The sequence below is a fragment of the Sorangium sp. So ce1335 genome, assembly GCF_051521615.1.
GTDB lineage: Bacteria > Myxococcota_A > Polyangia > Polyangiales > Polyangiaceae > Sorangium.
The window spans coordinates 4,919,519-4,935,810 of sequence record NZ_CP150363.1; the positions used below are offsets into that span (position 1 = coordinate 4,919,519).

The following is a 16,292-nucleotide window of genomic DNA, read 5'->3' on the forward strand; positions in this document are numbered from 1 at the left end:
ACGAGCGCGTCGAAGCGCTCCGGCTCCGGCTGAAGGGGGACGCGGATCACGGCGTGAGCCCGGCCTGCCGCGCCCTGACGAGCCAGCGCGCCCAGAACGGATCGGTGTCCTTCAGCACGTCGTGCAGCTCCTCGTGGATTCGCTTCGCGTCCTCGATCGGCAGGTCCGGCCGCCGCATCGCGGCCATCGCGTCGAGGATCGCCCTCTCCGCCTCGACGGACCGCGCCTGCGCGAGGTCGAACACGTCGGAGGTGAGCCACGCAGAGGCGTCCCCGCGCGGCTTCCACGCGGGCTTCGACACGGTGACCTCGGCCCCGTCCAGATCGAACAGGAAGAGCGCGTCGCGCGCCTCGTCGAAGTGTGGCTCCGCCGAGGCGAGGACGAGCGGCGCGTGCGTCGTGATGAGGAGCTGCGTCTCGATGGATGCTTCGAGCTCGCGCGAGACCCGGAGCAGGGCGGGCAGGATCACGCGTTGCCACTGCGGGTGCAGGTGCGCCTCCAGCTCGTCGACGAGCACGACAAGGCTCCGCTCCGGCGCGACGTTCCGGAGCTTCGCCGCCTCGACGTGCTCGCGCCACATCCAGACGAGAAGGTAGGCGAACGAGAGGATGCGCTTCATCCCGGCGGACGCGAGCACCACCGGGACATTGCCGTACGGCATGTCGAGGGTGGGGATGTCGCGCACATCATGCAGCGAGACGCGGGTCGTGATCGCGCCGGGGCGGAGCGTCTCTCCAGGTCTCGGCGACAGGACCTTCAGCACGCGCGTCAGCAGATCGAACGTGCTGTCTCGCCGGAGCTGCCATGTCGTCCAGTCGCGGATCAGGCCGTTGCAGAGCACCGAGCCATCGCGGTCGTCCGCGGTGAGCCCGTTCCAGATCTCGCTGGGCGTGAAATGAAAGCCCGGCACCGGGCCTGACGACTTCACGCCGAGGGGGAACTGCAGGTGCCCAGCGGGCCGAAGCGGATCCCACACGGAAAAGCTGCCATCGACGCGAGCGTAGAAGACGAGGCCGGAGCGGCCGAAGAAACCGGCTGGGTAGACGGTATGCCAGTGCTGCTCCTCGAAATCGAACGACGACGAGATCCGATGCACGGCCTCCCCGTCGCGCGTCTGCCGGACGATCTCGGGCTTGACCGATGGCCCACGTCGCGGCGCCGCGGGGTAGCCCGGCCACGTGCCCGTCAGCGCAAACCAGCTGACGTCCAGCACGAAGGTCTTGCCCAGTCCGTTGTCGCCCGCGAAGAGGTTCAGCCGCGGCGCGAGCTCGAATACCATCAAGGGCGCGGGGCCGGTGTCGTGGAGCTCCAGCCGCTCAAGCATCGCCGCCCTTCCTGATCGACCGCGTGTCGTCCGGCCCGGCGTCGACGATGGTCGCACGCGGAGGAGCGCGGAAGGCGTGCCTGGCCTCCCTGCAGACGGACATCATCGGCTGCGTCTTGACCATGGCAGCCCGTGATCTGCTGGGTCGCGTGGCAGAAGGCAAGAAAAGGCGCCCCCACGGGCTCCGCCCGGTCGTGCGGCGCCGCAGGGGCCGGCCGCCGGAGCGCTGGAGCGGAACGGAGCTCCGACGGGGGCGAGACTGCCGGCGGTAGGGTCGGGGACCCAGGCGTGGCCGTGAGCTCGGCGCGGGCGCCACCCCCGCCGGCCACAGCGACGGATCGGATCCGTCGCGAGGGGCTGCGGCCGGGGGGCCGCAACGGATCGGATCCGTCGCGAGGGGCTGCGGCCGGGGGGCCGCAACGGATCGGATCCGTCGCGAGGGGCTGCGGCCGGGGGGCCGCAACGGATCGGATCCGTCGCGAGGGGCTGCCGCCAGGGGGTGGCAACGGATCGGATCCGTCGCGTGGGGGCTGCCGCCAGGGGGGCCGCAACGGTTCGAGTCGGCCAGGAAGGGGCAACGCCAGGGGGCCGCAACGGTTCGAGTCGGTCAGGGAGGGCCGACGCCAGGGGAGCCGCAACGGTTCGAGTCGGTCAGGGAGGGCCGACGCCAGGGGAGCCGCAACGGTTCGGGTCGGTCAGGGAGGGCCGACGCCAGGGGAGCCGCAACGGTTCGAGTCGGTCGGGGAGGGCCGACGCCGGGAGGTCGGCCTTCATCGACAGGGCGCGCCGAGGGAGCACAGAGATGCACGCCCCGCGCGCGCCCCGGGAGCCGCGCTCAGGTCGTCGGGCGGCCGACGGCGAGGAAGCTCTCCGCGCCCTTGGGGCGACGCCTGTCGATCCAGAGCAGCGCGGCGGGCAGCACGAGCACCGCGGCGAAGAGGCAGGCGAGCTCGCCGATCACGGCCGCGACGCCGAGGCTGCGCACCGCGTGGTTCTGCGAGCGGATCAGGGCGAGGTAGCCGAGCGCCGTCGTGAGGCTGCAGAGGATCACCGCGCCGCCCGTCTCGCGCACGGCGGTCAGCGCGCCGCCGGCGCCCTCGCGCGCGTACCGCTGGACGATGTTCACGGCGTAGTCGACGCCGATGCCGAACGTCAGCGGCAAGGCGATGAAGTTCAGGAAGTTGAGCTTCACGTCCATCAGCACGAGGAGCCCAGCCATCCACGAGACGCCGACGAGCAGCGCGCCCAGCACCGCGAACGCCGGACGGCCGCCGCGGAAGGCGACGAGCACGACGAGCACCGTCGCGGCCAGCGAGAAGAGCACCGCCGGCGGCACGTCGTCGATGACCGCCGCCCACATGTCGGCGTAGATCACCGCGCGCCCGGAGCCGCGCACGACGCTGCCGTCCGGGAGCCGCGTCTCGCGGTACGCGTCGGCCCACCGGAACAGGTAGTGCGCGTCGTGCACGCTCTCGGGCGAGATCGGGCTGATGTAGACGATGCGCCCGCGCGTGCCGTCCGTCTCGGTGAACGCGCGCGCCACCCCCGCCGGCAGATCAGCGATCCCGAACGGCGCGAGATCGTCGGGCGGGATGATCGCCTCGATCCGGCGCCAGTCGTCGTCGCCGATGAGGCCGCGCTTCCTCGCCCGGACGACGCGATCCTTGATCTCCTGGAGCAGCGGGATCTTCGCCTCCTGGTCCTTCGGGACGAAATCCTGGAGCGCGTAGATCTCCTTGAACGGCTTCGCGCCCTCGGGCGCGGCGTCGCGCCGCGCGTAGAGCGCCGCCCTGAGCGGCTCGATCTGCTCGGGCCGATCCACGAGGATCGCCATGCCGTCGGAGCCCACGTAGCCCGTGATCTCCTCGGCGAGCTCGCCGAGGCGGATCTGCTCGGCGCGCGCGCGCTCGTCGTTGCGCAGCTGCCGGAGGTCGTACTCCATCGGGTCGGCGCGCACGTAGGACACCGTGGCGACGACGCCGGCCGCGGCGAGGGCGAGGCCCGCGAGCGTGATCCCGACCGGGCCGCGCGACGCGAGCCGCGCGAACGGCGCGCCGAACGCGAGGCCGCCCTGCGTGCGCTGCCGGAGCCGGCCGAGCAGGCCCCCCGAGCCGCGCTCTTGCGGGACGAGCCGCTCCATGAGCGCGAGGAGGCTCGGCAGCGCGACGAACGTGGCGACCCAGCAGAGGACCATGCCGGCGCCGCCGATGAGGCCGAAGTCGCGGAACCCCCGGAACTCGGTGACGATCAGCGAGGCGTACGCCGCCGCGGCGGCGCAGCCGGCCGTGAGCGTCGGGAGCCACGTCTCGCGGTGCGCGACGCGCACGCCCTCGAGCAGGCTCGCCCCGCCGCGGCGCGCCTCCATGTAGCGCGCCATGTAGATGATGCCGAAGTTGATCCCGTTGCCGGCGACGATCGAGAAGAGGAACCCGGTCGCCATGTTGAGGTGGCCGATCGCGAGCTGCGTCACCCCGAACGTCCAGGCGACGCCGACGCCGATCGTGATCACCATCGCGACGAGCGTGCGCACGCGCAGGTAGTAGAGGAACACGACCGCCGCGATGAGCACGGCGCCCGCGACGCCGACGTCGGTCAGGTCCTCGTTGATCGCCGCGTATTCGGCGATGCCGGTCGCCAGATCGCCGGAGAGGCCGTAGGTGATCCCGGGGTCGAACGAGGCCGGGCGCACGCGCTCGACGACCTCGCGCACGCGCCGGAGCGCCTCGCTGCCGGCGGCGAAATCGCTCCCGAGCACCTTCGAGCGGATCGCGACGACGACGGTCTTGCCGTCCTTCGACTGGTAGTAGCCGTCGGGGTAGCGCCCGGCGTCGATCCCGTTCAGGCCGAGGCTCTGCTCGATCGAGCGCGCGCTCAGCTCGGGCGGCGGCTCGTCGTCGTCGAGCAGCGCGCCGGTCGCCTTGTTGACCTCGTAGGCGTAGCGGGCCTCGATGTCGTCCCGCAGCTTCGTGAGCTTGTCGCGATCGACGTAGAGCCCGGCGCGCGGCGCGAGGTAGCGGGTCGCCTCGTGCACGCCGGCCTCGACGCTGCCGACCCACGGCGGGCCGAGCCGCTCGATCTCCGGCACCAGCGCGTCGGCGGCGCGCTGGAGCGCGGCCGTCGGCGTGCCCTCGCCGCCCTGCAGCACGACGAAGAGCGTGGACACGCCCGCCGTCTTTGCCGCGACCCGGTCGAGCTCCTGCACGCTGGGCCGCGACGCCGGCAGGAGCGACTCGAACCCGGTCATCACCGTGAGCCGCGTCGCCAGGAAGATGGCGAGGGCCGTGAGGAGCCCGGTGAAGAGCAGCGGGAGCGCCGGCCGGTTCACCTGGAGCGCGGCGAGGCGCGACGCGAGCCCGCCGCCGTTCGAGGAGGGCGGCGGGGCCTGAGGGGAAGGGGCCTGGGAAGGGGAGGTCGGCGGGCGAGGCGCCGTAGGTGGCATCTGCGGAGAGGGCATGAGGAGGTCAGGGATCCGAGGCTGTGGCAGTTTGTGAAGGCGCGAGGGCGCAAGGGCGCGTGGGCGCCGTCGTGCTCTACGTCCTCGTCAGGGAACGGCTTCCCCGCGGAACAGCGGAGCGCGCGCAGCGCGGCGGCAGGGCGCGGCCGAGGCCCGGGCAGAGGCCCGAGGACCGCGGGGGAGCGATAGCAAGAAACAGGGGGTGGAGCGACCGATGGTTGCTGCCGGCGTCGCCGTTGCGGTGATGTTGCCGTCAGGTTTCGCGGAACAGCAGGTGATAGTCTCTCCCCATGTCGCTACCGCATACGAAGGCCGTTCTCTGGGACATGGACGGGACGCTGGTCGACTCCAGCGAGATCCATTTCATCGCCTGGCGCGAGGCGCTCGCGGCCGAGGGGCGCTCCTACGATCGCGATGACCATGATGCGGTGTTCGGGATGCGCAACGACGATCTCCTCCGCCGCCTGATCGGCCCCGAGATCCCGGAGGCCGAGATCGCCCGCATCGCGGGCGCGAAGGAACGGCACTACCGGGAGCTCATGGCCGAAACCGGGATCGAGCCGCTGCCCGGCGTGCGCACGTGGCTGAACGCGCTCCCCCGGAGCGGCTTCCGGATGGCGATCGCGTCCTCCGCGCCGCGCGAGAACCTCGACGCGATCCTCGCGGCGACCGGGCTCGCGGGCGTGTTCGACGCGGTGATCAGCAGCGAGGAGGTGTCCCACGGCAAGCCGCACCCCGCGGTCTTCCTCCGGGCGGCCGAGCGGGTCGGCGCCCCGCCGGACCGGTGCGTCGTCGTCGAGGACGCCCCCGCGGGCGTCCTCGCGGGCAAGCGCGGCGGCATGAAGGTGATCGGCGTGGGGCCGCGGCACGCGCAGCTCGGGGCCGACCTCTCGGTCGAGCGGCTCGATGAGCTCGCCGAGGGCGCGTTCGAGCGTCTGCTCGGCTAGCCGGGGCCGTCCGACCCTTCACCGCCAGCTTCGCTCGCAGCGCCCGACGTGAACCGGAGCTGGAGGCGCGTCGTGCCGACGTGGATGTCGGCGTCCTCCGTCAGCCGCTGGGTGAAGACGCGCTTGCCTCCCACGTAGACGCCGTTGCGGCTGCACTCGTCGACGAGGAGGAAGCCGCCGTCGGCGCGGCGAGCGAGCCGGCAGTGCCGGCGCGAGGCCTGGGTGTCGTCGAGCGACACGTCGCAGTGCTGGTCGCGCCCGATGATCACCTCGGGGCTGCTCAGCAGGAAGCGCCTGGGGGGGCCCTTACGGCCGACGACGAAGAGCACCGCGCGGCGCTCCGAGGTCGCCGCGTCGGCCTTCGCCGCCGAGGGCGCCTCGCGCAGCGACGGTGCCGCGGGCGCGTCGGGCGGCAGCTCCAGCGCGAGCACCGGCGCGAGCCGCTGCAACCGGCGCCACGTGACGTCCGTGGTCTCCCGGTTGGCGGCCGCGGCGGCCTCGACGTGCGCGGCGTCGACCCGGCCCTGCAGCCACGGGGCCTCGCCATCGAGGCGCGAGGACGCCGCCACGAGATCTTCCTGCGTGATCGCGCCCGGATCGGCGTTCAAGGCAGGCACGTCGATGCGGTACCCCGCGCGGGCGAGCCGCGCCGCCCGGTCGAGCGTCGAGCCCAGGGGGAGCGCGAGCCGATGCGCCGCCCGCAGCAGGTGCCCGGCGCCGATCACCGGCCCGATCCAGGGCGGTCGTCCGTCGAGGTGCTTGGAGAGGAGCATCACGTCCTCCGCGACCCACTCCGAGATCCCTGTCGACGGCGGGAGGCGCACGCCGAGGGAGGTCAGCCACGACAGGCTCTCCCGCAGCTTGTCCACCGGGGTGCCGGTGCGGATGGCAGCGAAGAGGAGCGACGGGAACGCAACGGCGCCCTCGTCGCCGATGTCGTCGGGGAGATCGAGGTTCGCCAGGAGCGCGACCTGCGACGTGGAAACACGCGTGTCCGTGAGCGCGGCCCAGCGGCGTGCGTGCAGGTTTTGCAGGCTGTACACGCGCGCGCCCTCGGTGGCGCGCAGCAGCGCGGTCGCCACCTCACCGACGGTCACGCCGGCGTCCGCCGCGACGCGGAGCAGGTGCGTGGATGGAATCGGAAGCGGGCCCGTGATCCAGGGCGCCATGCCGTCGCCTGCCGCCGAGAGGCAGGCCAGGGCGAGCTGGCTCAGGTCCGGCACCGCGCTGCCCAGGCGGCGGAGCAGCGCGACGGTCCTGAGCACCTCATCACCCACGGCATTGTGCGCGCCGAGCAGTTGCAGGAGCGTGAGGGCCTCCTCCGGGAGCACCGTGTCGTGGCCCCCGCGGCTCGTGACGACAGCGAGGTCCGCGGGGCCGGCGACGTACGCCTGGGCATCGTGCGCGCCCTCGAGGGCGGCCGCCGCGGGACACGGCACGTCGGCGGCGAGCAGTGGGCGGAGGTCGTCGGCCAGACGGCCCAGCGGCGTCGCCGTCCTCGCCGAGATCCACAGGAGATGGGCGGCGCTGAGGCATCGCTCCCGGTGCAGCACCGCGCAAGAGACGAGGCCGAGCCGCTCCCACACCGCGCGGAGCTGACACGCGACGCGCGGCTCGACCAACCCGAGCTGCGCCAGCGTCCCGAGGCCGGCGAGCGCCTCCGCGCCCACGACGTCGTGGGCAGCGACGACGTCCCACACGTCGAGCGGCCGCTCCTTCCAGGGGGCGCGCCCGTCGAGATCGCGCGACAGGAGCCGCAGGTGCGAGGCGTCGAGCCGGAGGTCGGGCGGCGCCTCGGGGAGCGGGTCGCACGGAAGTCCCAGCGCGGCGCACGCGTCCGTGAGGTCGCGGACGGCCGCGAGCGGCAGGCCCTTCTCGGCCGACAGGCACACGAGCGAGACGCGCGAGAGCCGCCGGTCCCTGTCGAGGAACTCGCTCAACAGGGTGAAATCGGCGGGGTCCTCGATCCAGCGCCGGAGCTGCTCGATGTCGATCGTCGGCACCTCGACCCCCACCGCGCCGAGCCGCCGCGCGAGGTCGTGCAGGGCGTCTGCAGTCATCCCGGCCGACAGCGCCGCGTCGATCAGGTCGGCCGCCCCGATGCGCGCCCTGGCGTGGTCGACCTGCTGCGTCAGCGCGGCGACCTCCTGCGGGGAGAACCGGAGCGCCGCGGCGCCCCCGGGGGGCGGCACGGCGGCGATGCCGAGCGGCTCGAACCGGCGCAGCCACGCGTACGCCTCGCCGTACGTACACCCGCGCTCCGCGGCCACGAGCACCTGCTGCCACTCGGGCGCGCCGCGGAAGAACACGAGGCGCGCCTCATCGGCGCTCAGCTCCGCGTTCACGAGCAGCGACCAGTCCACGTCGGACAGGCGCACACCGAGGCCGGCGAACCGCTGAAATCGCGCCAGCACGTCGCCGACGGGCTCGTCGAGCCGCATCGCCGCCTGCACGACGTGCTCGGGAGAGATCTCGGTCGTCACCCAGGGAGAGCATCCGTCGAGGTCTCTCGAGAGCGCGATGGCGTCCCCGGGCAGGAGGGGAGGGCAGGCGGGCAGGGGAGCGCCGAGGTGCTCGGGATGAAACGCCCAGTCGCGCTCCTCGACCCCGACCGACGCCCAGGCCGCGAGCCGCGCCGGGAGGAGCCACGCGGGCAACGCGGCGCGGAGGTGCTCCGAGAAGACCTGCGGCTGCGGGGCGGCCAGCGGCCCCGAAGGGCCGTACGACACGTCCGTGGGCTCCGTGCTGGAGTACACCAGGTGCCGCCGGGCTCGCGGATCCGGAGCACCAGTAGCCGCGTGAGGCGGTGTGCCCATCCCGACGAAGATCCCCACATCCAGGCGAGACACCCCGAGCGCGGCGATGGGGACCTCGTACGTCCGTGGCTCGTCGGTCGACGGGCCGGGGAGCCTGTGCCGGACCCGCGCGTCCCCGTCCCGGAGCGCGGCCACGATCGTCCCGCAGAGCTTCGGGTGGGTGTCTTCAAGCCGCCAGAGCCACGCCGTGGAGACGATCCCGGCGCCGGCGAGCGCGTCGATCTCGCGGCCGGCGATCGCGCCGATCTGGCGGTCGTCGAAGCTGGCGGGCTCCTGCGGCGCGACATCGAGGACCATGCCGGGCAGCGCGCGCCCGACGCGCAGCCCGTTCGCGAGGAGCGCCCCGGTGCCTTCGACCCACCAGAAGGCGGGGTTGCGGGTGGCCACGCTCGCGTCGCCGGCGTGGGCGGCGAGCGCGCCCGCGGGCCACGTCATCGAGCCGGACCGGGTCGCGGCGACGGTGGGGAACGGCGCGACCCAGAGGTGAGCCGCGAGCCGATCGAGGAAGTCGTCCTGCAGCGCGGCTCCCCGACAGTACACGCGCACCTGGGTCCCCCCGTCGCCGCCTGGGGGCAGGCGGGTCAGGCGGATCACGCGCCCCGCGGAGGTGATGCGCGCGGCGAAGCGCTCGCCGGGGCGGCCATCCGCGTCGATCGCCTGCGATTCGATCTCCAGCTCGGTCGCCGTGGCGACGAGCGCGGCGACGCCGTGGCCGTCGCGCCCCATGGGCGTGAAGCCCGGGGACGACGGGCCCGCCGCCGCCCAGCGCGCGCGCTCGACGAGGAAGCCCGGCTGCCGCCAGAGGGGCGCGCCGGCGGCGGCGAAGCACGCCTGGAAGGTCGCGACGTCCATCCCGGCGCCAGCGTCGCGGCAGGCGACGAAGACGCCGCGATCGTCCTGCCCGTGCTCGATGCGGATCTCGCCGGTGAAGGGGCGCGGGGGGGCGCCGAGGGCGCGCTCGGCGTACGCCTGCCGCGTCTGCCGGTAGCGGCACGCGTCGACGGCGTTCCGGTAGAGCTCCAGCGCGACGTCCGACGGGGAGCCGGGCGCGACGAGCCGCGGGGCGATGTCGACGAGGCGGTCCTGCGGGATCGCGAGCTGCGGCGGCGGCTGCTCGTAGCAGGGCCGGCCGTCAGCGAGCTGCGTCGGGCGGAGCTGCCGTCGATCGACGCGGCTCGGGAACGGGGCCGCCCCCCGCGATGCCCCGCGGCGAGAGGTCCAGCAAGCCGCCGCGTGATCGAGCAGCGACCGGAGCCGCCCGAGGAGAGCGTCGAGGTGCAGGTCGAACGCCGGGTGCGGGCACGGTCCAGCGACGCTCAGCTGGTCGGCCCGCGCGCTCCAGGCCAGCCCGTCCCGCGTCGTCGTCCAGAGCACGGGGCCCGCCGGATCCGAGGTGCCGAGCGTCGCGAGCACCCAGTCCGGCAGCGCGCGGGCGTCGAGCGCCATGGCGCCGGCGATCTGCGAGAGGTGCAGGACGAGCGTCTCGCGGACGCGGATCTCCCGGTCGTCGAGCGTGAGCAGCGACAGCTCGCGCGCGCCGAAGCCCGCGGCCGCGCGGGGGCCGCGCCGATCGAGCGGGGCGCCCGCGACCTGCGCGAGCTCGGGGAGGGGCGCCACGAGCTCCAGCGCGGCGAGCGCCCGGGCGGCCTCGCCGTGCGCGTGGCGCAGCGCTGGCGGGAGGCGGCCCCAGGTCTCCGGCGAGGCGAGCGCGGCGCGGTGCGCCAGCGCCGTCGCGATCGCCCGGGCCGCCGGCCCGTCCGCGTCCGGCGCGGCCTCGACGATCGCGACGAGCCCGCGGCTCATGCGGTGCTGTGCCTCGAGCTCGAGGCGGAGGCCCGTCGCGCCAGGTCGCTGAGCGAAGGACGCCGGGTGGTGGCGGGCGAGATCGAGGAGGGCGCCGCGCAGGAGCGTCTCGCGGGCGACGGGAGCGATCATCAACAGCGCGGCCTCGACCGCGTCGAGCGGTGGGTCGAGCCGCGCCGCGCCGAGCAGGACCTCGAGGCACGCGATCGTCCGGCCGGGAAGCCCGTCGTCGCGCCACGGGTCCTCGAACCCGAGCGCCTCCGCGGCGGAAGCGGTCGACTCGGCGGCGACGCCCGCGCACGCCGCGGCCAGCGCCGCTGTCTCTTCCCGGGTGCGGGCCGAATCCGCGTCGGCCGCGGCGAGCTCCCAGAGCCGCGAGGCGCGGATCTGCTCGGCCCAGCCCGTCACGTCCCGGGGCGCGGGGCGCGGGGCGCCTTCGTCGGGATCGCGCCCTCGCGGCACGTGCGGCACGTGCGGCACGTGGAGGAGGGCCCCCTCGCCAGCGGTGCCTGCATGGCGAGGGGCTAGCGAGGGTCCGGTCTGCCCTCCGGCGGCGCCGCCGCCGCGAGCGCGCGGAGCCGCGCGTGCAGCGGCTCGCCGAACGCGTCGAACTCGACGACCTCGACCGGCAGCTCGGCGGCGCGCCGCTCGAACGCCTTCCGATCCTCGCTCCGGACGAGCGCGAAGTGCGGCCCGGCCGCGCCCCGGAAGGCCTCCGAGACCCAGCGGAGCTGATCGCCGAACACCCGATCCTCCAGGCTGACGCCGACGAAGAGCAGCGTCCGCCCCGCCATCTGCGTGCGCAGCGACTCCAGCGCGGCCCTGTAGCGCACCTCGACCGTGGGGCTCGGCGGGTAGAGCGCCGTGTACCCGTCGGGCGTGAGGATGATGTCGTCCACGTGGTGGATGCTGCCGTGCAGGTGCCACACCGTGGGCCGCTGCACCGCGCCCTGGAGGAGCTCGACGAGCCCGGATGGGGTCTCGATGTTCCACTCGCGCAAGTTGCCGGGATCGGGGCACGCCCAGCGCAGCACGGCGTCGTAGTTCGTGGTGATGACGAGCTGGCTACCCAGCCCCCACACGAGCCGCGCGAGATCGAGAGACGCCGGCTGCACGTCCTTTGCGTCCGGGCTGAGCTGCTCGACGAGGAAGCGGCTCCAGTTCGGCCCGAGCGCGCGCCTCGCCTCGTGCGCTGCCTCGAGCAGCCGCGGCGTATCGAGCGCGAGCAGCGCGTTCACGAGCGCCGCGTCCCTGGCGCGGCCCTCCTCTTCGAGGCGCGTGGCCGCGCGAGCGATCAGCGCAGGCCAGCTCGGGAAGAGGGAGCTCCCATCGGAGGCCCGCCGTACCGCCATCGAGACGCCCGCTCCCACGAACGGGACGAGCTGCTTGCGGCGGAGCGCCTCGACCAGGCTGCGCGGGAAGTTCATCGATGGGTCGGTGGTCAACGTACCACGGTTCGCCGTCAGCCAGAGACGATCGCCTGCGTCGCGCCGCGCGCGCGCCTCCGCACCCAGCGGCCGCGCGCGGGCGCGGCGCTCGGGGGCCGCGCGGCGTCGCGCAGGGCGGTCCCGAGCGGCTGGACGAGCAGGAAGAAGGCGAGGCAGAGCGCGGCGCCCGCGGTGCTCACCGGCCCGAAGCGCGGCCGCCACAGCGCGAGCGCGGTGCACCCGACGAGCGCGCCGAGGACGCCGGCCGCGCCGAGCGCGAGCAGCGCGATCTTCGACCGGCAGAGGGCCCGCGGCTCCACGCTGGACACGAGGACCGGGCGCATCCGCGCGACGACGCCCGCGTCCCGATCCACCGCGCCGAGCAGCCATACCGGCGCGCCCGCGCAGACCATGGCCTCGACGGTCCTGGAGAAGCCGCGCGCCTTGCGCGCGTGCTGGTAGGCCTCGTCGAACCGCGCCTCCGAGGGGCACGCGGACGCCGCGCGCAGCTCGGCCCGCGACACCCAGACCTCGCCTTCCACGGCGGGCGCGATCGCGATCTCCCGCCCGCCCGCGACGACGACGCCGCCGTAGATCTCGCCGCCGGCGCCGCGGTCGGCGAAGACGATCTCCTCGCGCGCGCCGCGCTCGGCGCCCGCCCGGCCCACCTGATCGATCCGGTGCCCGGCGAGGGCGCCGCCGCGCCCGTCGCCGCAGAGGACGCGCGCCTGGAGCAGCGCGTCGCCCGCGCCGGGCGGCGGGCTCAGCCGCCGGAGCGTCGCGGCGACGGCGGCGAGCTGCTTGAGCGTGGCCGCGACGATGAGCAGCGTGTTCACCCAGAGGATGATCAGGGCGAGGACGCCCATGAGCTCTTTGGACAGCATCGCTCGGCCAGCCTACACGCAGGCTTACACGCCCGCCGCCTCGGCCTCCGCGCGGCGGAGATCGCGGGGCGACAGATCGATCGGCGGGGCGGCCAGCTCGGCCCGCGCGACGTCGCGGGGAGCGGGCCGGCGGAAGCGGAGCACGTACGTGCGGGCCAGGTAGCCGAGCATGCTCGGCTCGTTCAGCGCCGGATCGATCCGCGGCGCGACCTCCCGCCGGTGCGCCTCGGCGAGCACCGACCAGTGCAGGCCGGCCCGGTTGTGGTGGATCGTGTGGTAGCCGTTGTTGCACATGATCCAGTTGAAGGCGCGCCCGACGAAGTTGCGCGAGTGATTCCACTCGCTCCGGGTGTCGCACCCGTCGTGCTGGATGAGGTTGATCCGGAGGATGCAGCGCGCGCCGTAGAGCTGCGGGAGCACGACGAAGAAGAGCGCCGCCCAGAGGTCGGCGACGAGGAGCGCCGCGGTGAGCCCGAACGCGAAGACCATCTCGGCCCGGTACTGCCGCACGAACTCGCGCCGGCCCGCGAGCGCCTTCCAGCGCGCGACGCCGGCGAAGGTGTTCGGCCCGGCCACGTTGGGGAAATGGATGAGGTTGAGGAGGTTCCAGCGAAACGAGACGTGCTCCGGTGCTGCCCAGTCGGGCTGGCCCTCGTCGTCGAAATGGTGGTGGACCAGGTTGTGCGAGGGGATGTTGGCGGACGCCGGGTAGAGCGCGCCGAAGCTGAGCACGCAGCGGAAGAGCATGTTCAGCCGGCGGCTGCGGAAGATGCCCTGGTGGAGGTGATTGTGGATGACCACCGCGTTGAGGAAGCTCAGGCAACACGCCGCGGCGAAGACGAGCGCGTTGCGGCACGCGGGCACGAGGTACATCGACGCGAGCGCGCCGAGGTAGGCGGCGACGATGCCGATCTGGCGCCACTCGGCCGGGTGCTTCACCAGCCAGGGCTCGCTGGACGCTGCGGCTCGCGCGGGGCTCTCGGTCACGTCACCGTGAGTATCATCCTTGCTCGGCGCCAACAATGTTGAGGGGCGCCGCGCGGGCGCGCCCCGCACGATCGCGCCGCGCCCGCCGATCGCGCCGCGGCGCACGTTCCAGGGAGTCCCGTTCGCCCGCGAACTCGCCTTCGCACGCGGAACGTCGCGGGGAGCGCGACGCGCGACGCGCGACGCGCCGCATGCGAAGCGGGCGTTCGTTTGCTGAGGTGTTGGAATCCAGCCATGGGTGACGGGCGCATGGACGGGCACGCGGAAGCGGTGTACCCCTGGACCGTGGACCGTGGATGATCGGGTCCAGGCGACAGCAGCCCGGGGCGCGGGGGGCGCTGCGCGACCGGAGCCGCGCCGGGGAGCGCCGCCTCGGGCGCGAGGGGGCACAAGCACATGTCTGTCATCGTCTCCACGCTGACATCGCTGCCGTTCACGCAGCTCCGGCGAAACCGGTACTTCTATCTCTACTACGACGGGTTCTATGCGCTCGTCTGCGCGACCCTCCTCCCGGCGATGCTCCTCGGCGGGCACGAGCCGCTCATCGCGCGATGGGACGACCGGCTGTGGCTGCTCCTGCCGCTCATGTGCCACGCGCAGATCCTTTGCAGCGTGTTCATCCACAACGCGACACACAACAACTTTCCCCGGCCGATCAACCGGCTGGTCGGCGAGCTCTGCGGGCTCGTGGTCCTCACGCGCTTCGCGTCATGGGAGGTCATCCACCAGCGGCACCACCGTTACTCGGACGATGTCGACAAGGATCCGCACCCGGTCGTGTCGAGCTACTGGGTGTTCCTGGTGAAGACGGTGGTGAACGTGGAGCGCCAGCTCCAGCAGATCTACTTCGATCTCTACGGCGACACCCCCGAGAACCGCCGCTACGAGCGGGCGCGCGCGTACGTGAGCTACGCGACGAACCTGCTGCTCATCGCGTGCTGGTACGTGTTCCTCGGCCCGATAGGGTTCTTCTTCCTCTTCGTGCCCGCCTCGATCGTCGGCTTCCTGCACCTCGTGCACTTCAACTGGTCGACGCACAACGCGGCCTCGCCGGACGGCGACTTCAGGCCCGTGAACCTGAACCACGGGTTCTACTGGCTCGGCAACCTGCTCTGGCACGGCATCTACATGCACGCGAACCACCACAAGCGCGCCGGCATGTTCAACCCGGCCAAGCTGGAGCCGGGGCTGCCGATCACGAGGCCGGGCCGCTCCTGACGCGCGCCGCGCCGCCCGGGGGAGCACTCGCCGATCACGGCGTCGATCACCCATCGCCCGATACGGCGGATATCGGAACACGGCGCGTGCGTTGACAATCGAGCCGGGGGTGAGGTACGGAGTCTGGATCGAAGCGCTCCATGGGCACTCGGTGCCGAGCAGGAGGACGAAGATGAAGATCGCGTTGGGCATGCTCCCCGAGCTCGGCCACCTCGCTCCGACGTTGTCGCTGGCAAGGAACTTGCGCGGCGCGGGGCACGAGGTCGTCTACCTCGGGGTCGCGGACTTCGAGGGGTGGGTCCGCGAGCGCGGGTTCGGGTTCGTCCCCGTCTTCGAGACCGTCTTCCCTCGCGGGGCCCTGACCGAGAGCCGGCCCGAGACCGCCGAGACCCTGGCCGCGCGGTTCGCCGCTTATGGCCAGTACCTGCAGAGCGGAGCGCTCGAGTCACGCCTGCGGGAGGCGAGGCCCGACCTCGTCCTCGCCGACGCGCTCAACGATTTTCTCATGCTGAGCGCGTGGTCGCTCGGCCTCCCGTGCCTGCGGCTCTCGACGTCGTTGCCTCAAGGATGGGCGCCCGGCGTGCCTCCGCTGTCGAGCCCGCTCCCCTACGACGCCTCGGCCGAGGGCCTCGCGCGATCGGAGGAGGCCTGGGAAGCCTTGCTCCGGTCGCGCGCGGACCAGGGCGGCTATCACGCGATCAAGCTCGCCAGCCTTGTCCACCGCTACGGGTATCCGCTCGAACGGATCGATCGTCGCGGGTCGTTCGAGATGGAGTTGCCCGAGTTCCCCGAGATCGTGCTCGGGCCATCGCGGCTCGATTTCCCGCGACCTCCGTCCGACCGGCGCATCCATGCCGAATCGCTCTGGCTCGAGCGTCCGGAGGTCCCGTTCCCCTGGGAGGTGCTCGATGGGCGGCCGCTCGTCTACATCAGCGGAGGCAGCCAGGCGCACCGTCGCCGAGAGACCCTCGCGCTCCGCGGGCTCGCCGCGGAGGTGGCGGCCGCGATGCCGGAGCACCAGTTCGTGATGGCCATGCCGGAGGGCGGCCCCGGGGAGGCAGCGCGACCGTCCAATCTGATCGAGGTCCGGTTCGCGCCCCAGCTCGCGCTCATCGAGCGGAGCTGCGTCGTCCTCGGGCACGGCGGGCTCGGATCGCTCAAGGAGTGCTTCTACCACGGCAAGCCGGTCGTCGTGATCCCTGGCCGTTTCGATCAACCGGGCAACGCGGCGCGGGTCCGCCATCACGGTCTCGGCGCGGCGTTCGACGCCAGCTCGGTCACCGCTGCGGATGTGGAGGAGGCGATCCGCAGGCTGCCCTCCGACGCCGCCGTCCAGGCGAACGTCGCGCTCGTGCGAGAGGAGCTCGTCACGCTCGAGCGAGAGCAACCCGGCCGGCGCTGGATCGAGGCTTACCTCTCGCGCTCTGGCTAG

General features: G+C 73.3%; 9 protein-coding genes. 3 read left to right on the plus strand and 6 right to left on the minus strand.

The window, feature by feature from the left end:
• Positions 1-46 precede the first annotated feature (46 nt).
• Positions 47-1,324: an AAA family ATPase gene (locus WMF24_RS18055; protein ID WP_437737663.1), complete on the minus strand. Its 1,278-nt coding sequence runs from the start codon at positions 1,322-1,324 to the stop codon at positions 47-49.
• A gap of 835 nt (positions 1,325-2,159) precedes the next feature.
• On the minus strand, positions 2,160-4,778 hold the full coding sequence (locus WMF24_RS18060) for an efflux RND transporter permease subunit (protein ID WP_437737664.1): 2,619 nt from the start codon (positions 4,776-4,778) through the stop codon (positions 2,160-2,162).
• 290 nt (positions 4,779-5,068) lie between these two features.
• On the opposite strand from WMF24_RS18060, the gene WMF24_RS18065 reads away from it, so the two are divergent.
• On the plus strand, positions 5,069-5,725 hold the full coding sequence (locus WMF24_RS18065) for an HAD family hydrolase (RefSeq protein WP_437737665.1): 657 nt from the start codon (positions 5,069-5,071) through the stop codon (positions 5,723-5,725).
• Here WMF24_RS18065 and WMF24_RS18070 read toward each other — a convergent pair.
• The 4 genes from WMF24_RS18070 to WMF24_RS18085 all read right to left on the minus strand — a co-directional run bounded on the left by WMF24_RS18070 (position 5,722) and on the right by WMF24_RS18085 (position 13,642).
• Positions 5,722-10,806: a wHTH domain-containing protein gene (locus WMF24_RS18070; protein ID WP_437737666.1), complete on the minus strand. Its 5,085-nt coding sequence runs from the start codon at positions 10,804-10,806 to the stop codon at positions 5,722-5,724. The two genes, WMF24_RS18065 and WMF24_RS18070, sit on opposite strands and share 4 nt — an antisense overlap.
• 62 nt (positions 10,807-10,868) lie before the next feature.
• Positions 10,869-11,771 carry an SIR2 family NAD-dependent protein deacylase gene (locus WMF24_RS18075; RefSeq protein WP_437737667.1) on the minus strand — a complete coding sequence of 301 codons (903 nt, stop codon included), beginning with the start codon at positions 11,769-11,771 and terminating at the stop codon, positions 10,869-10,871.
• Positions 11,772-11,806: 35 nt separating this feature from the next.
• Positions 11,807-12,655 carry a hypothetical protein gene (locus tag WMF24_RS18080; RefSeq protein ID WP_437737668.1) on the minus strand — a complete coding sequence of 283 codons (849 nt, stop codon included), beginning with the start codon at positions 12,653-12,655 and terminating at the stop codon, positions 11,807-11,809.
• 24 nt (positions 12,656-12,679) lie between these two features.
• The gene (locus WMF24_RS18085) at positions 12,680-13,642 is read right to left on the minus strand and encodes a fatty acid desaturase family protein (RefSeq protein WP_437737669.1); all 963 of its coding nucleotides are present in this window, start codon (positions 13,640-13,642) and stop codon (positions 12,680-12,682) included.
• Positions 13,643-14,038: 396 nt separating this feature from the next.
• Between WMF24_RS18085 and WMF24_RS18090 the strand changes: the two genes are divergently transcribed.
• Both WMF24_RS18090 and WMF24_RS18095 read left to right on the plus strand, forming a co-directional pair.
• Complete coding sequence (locus WMF24_RS18090) at positions 14,039-14,860, plus strand: fatty acid desaturase (RefSeq protein ID WP_437737670.1); 822 nt, start codon at positions 14,039-14,041, stop codon at positions 14,858-14,860.
• Positions 14,861-15,032: 172 nt separating this feature from the next.
• Positions 15,033-16,292, plus strand: a complete 1,260-nt coding sequence (locus WMF24_RS18095) for a glycosyltransferase (protein ID WP_437737671.1) — start codon at positions 15,033-15,035, stop codon at positions 16,290-16,292.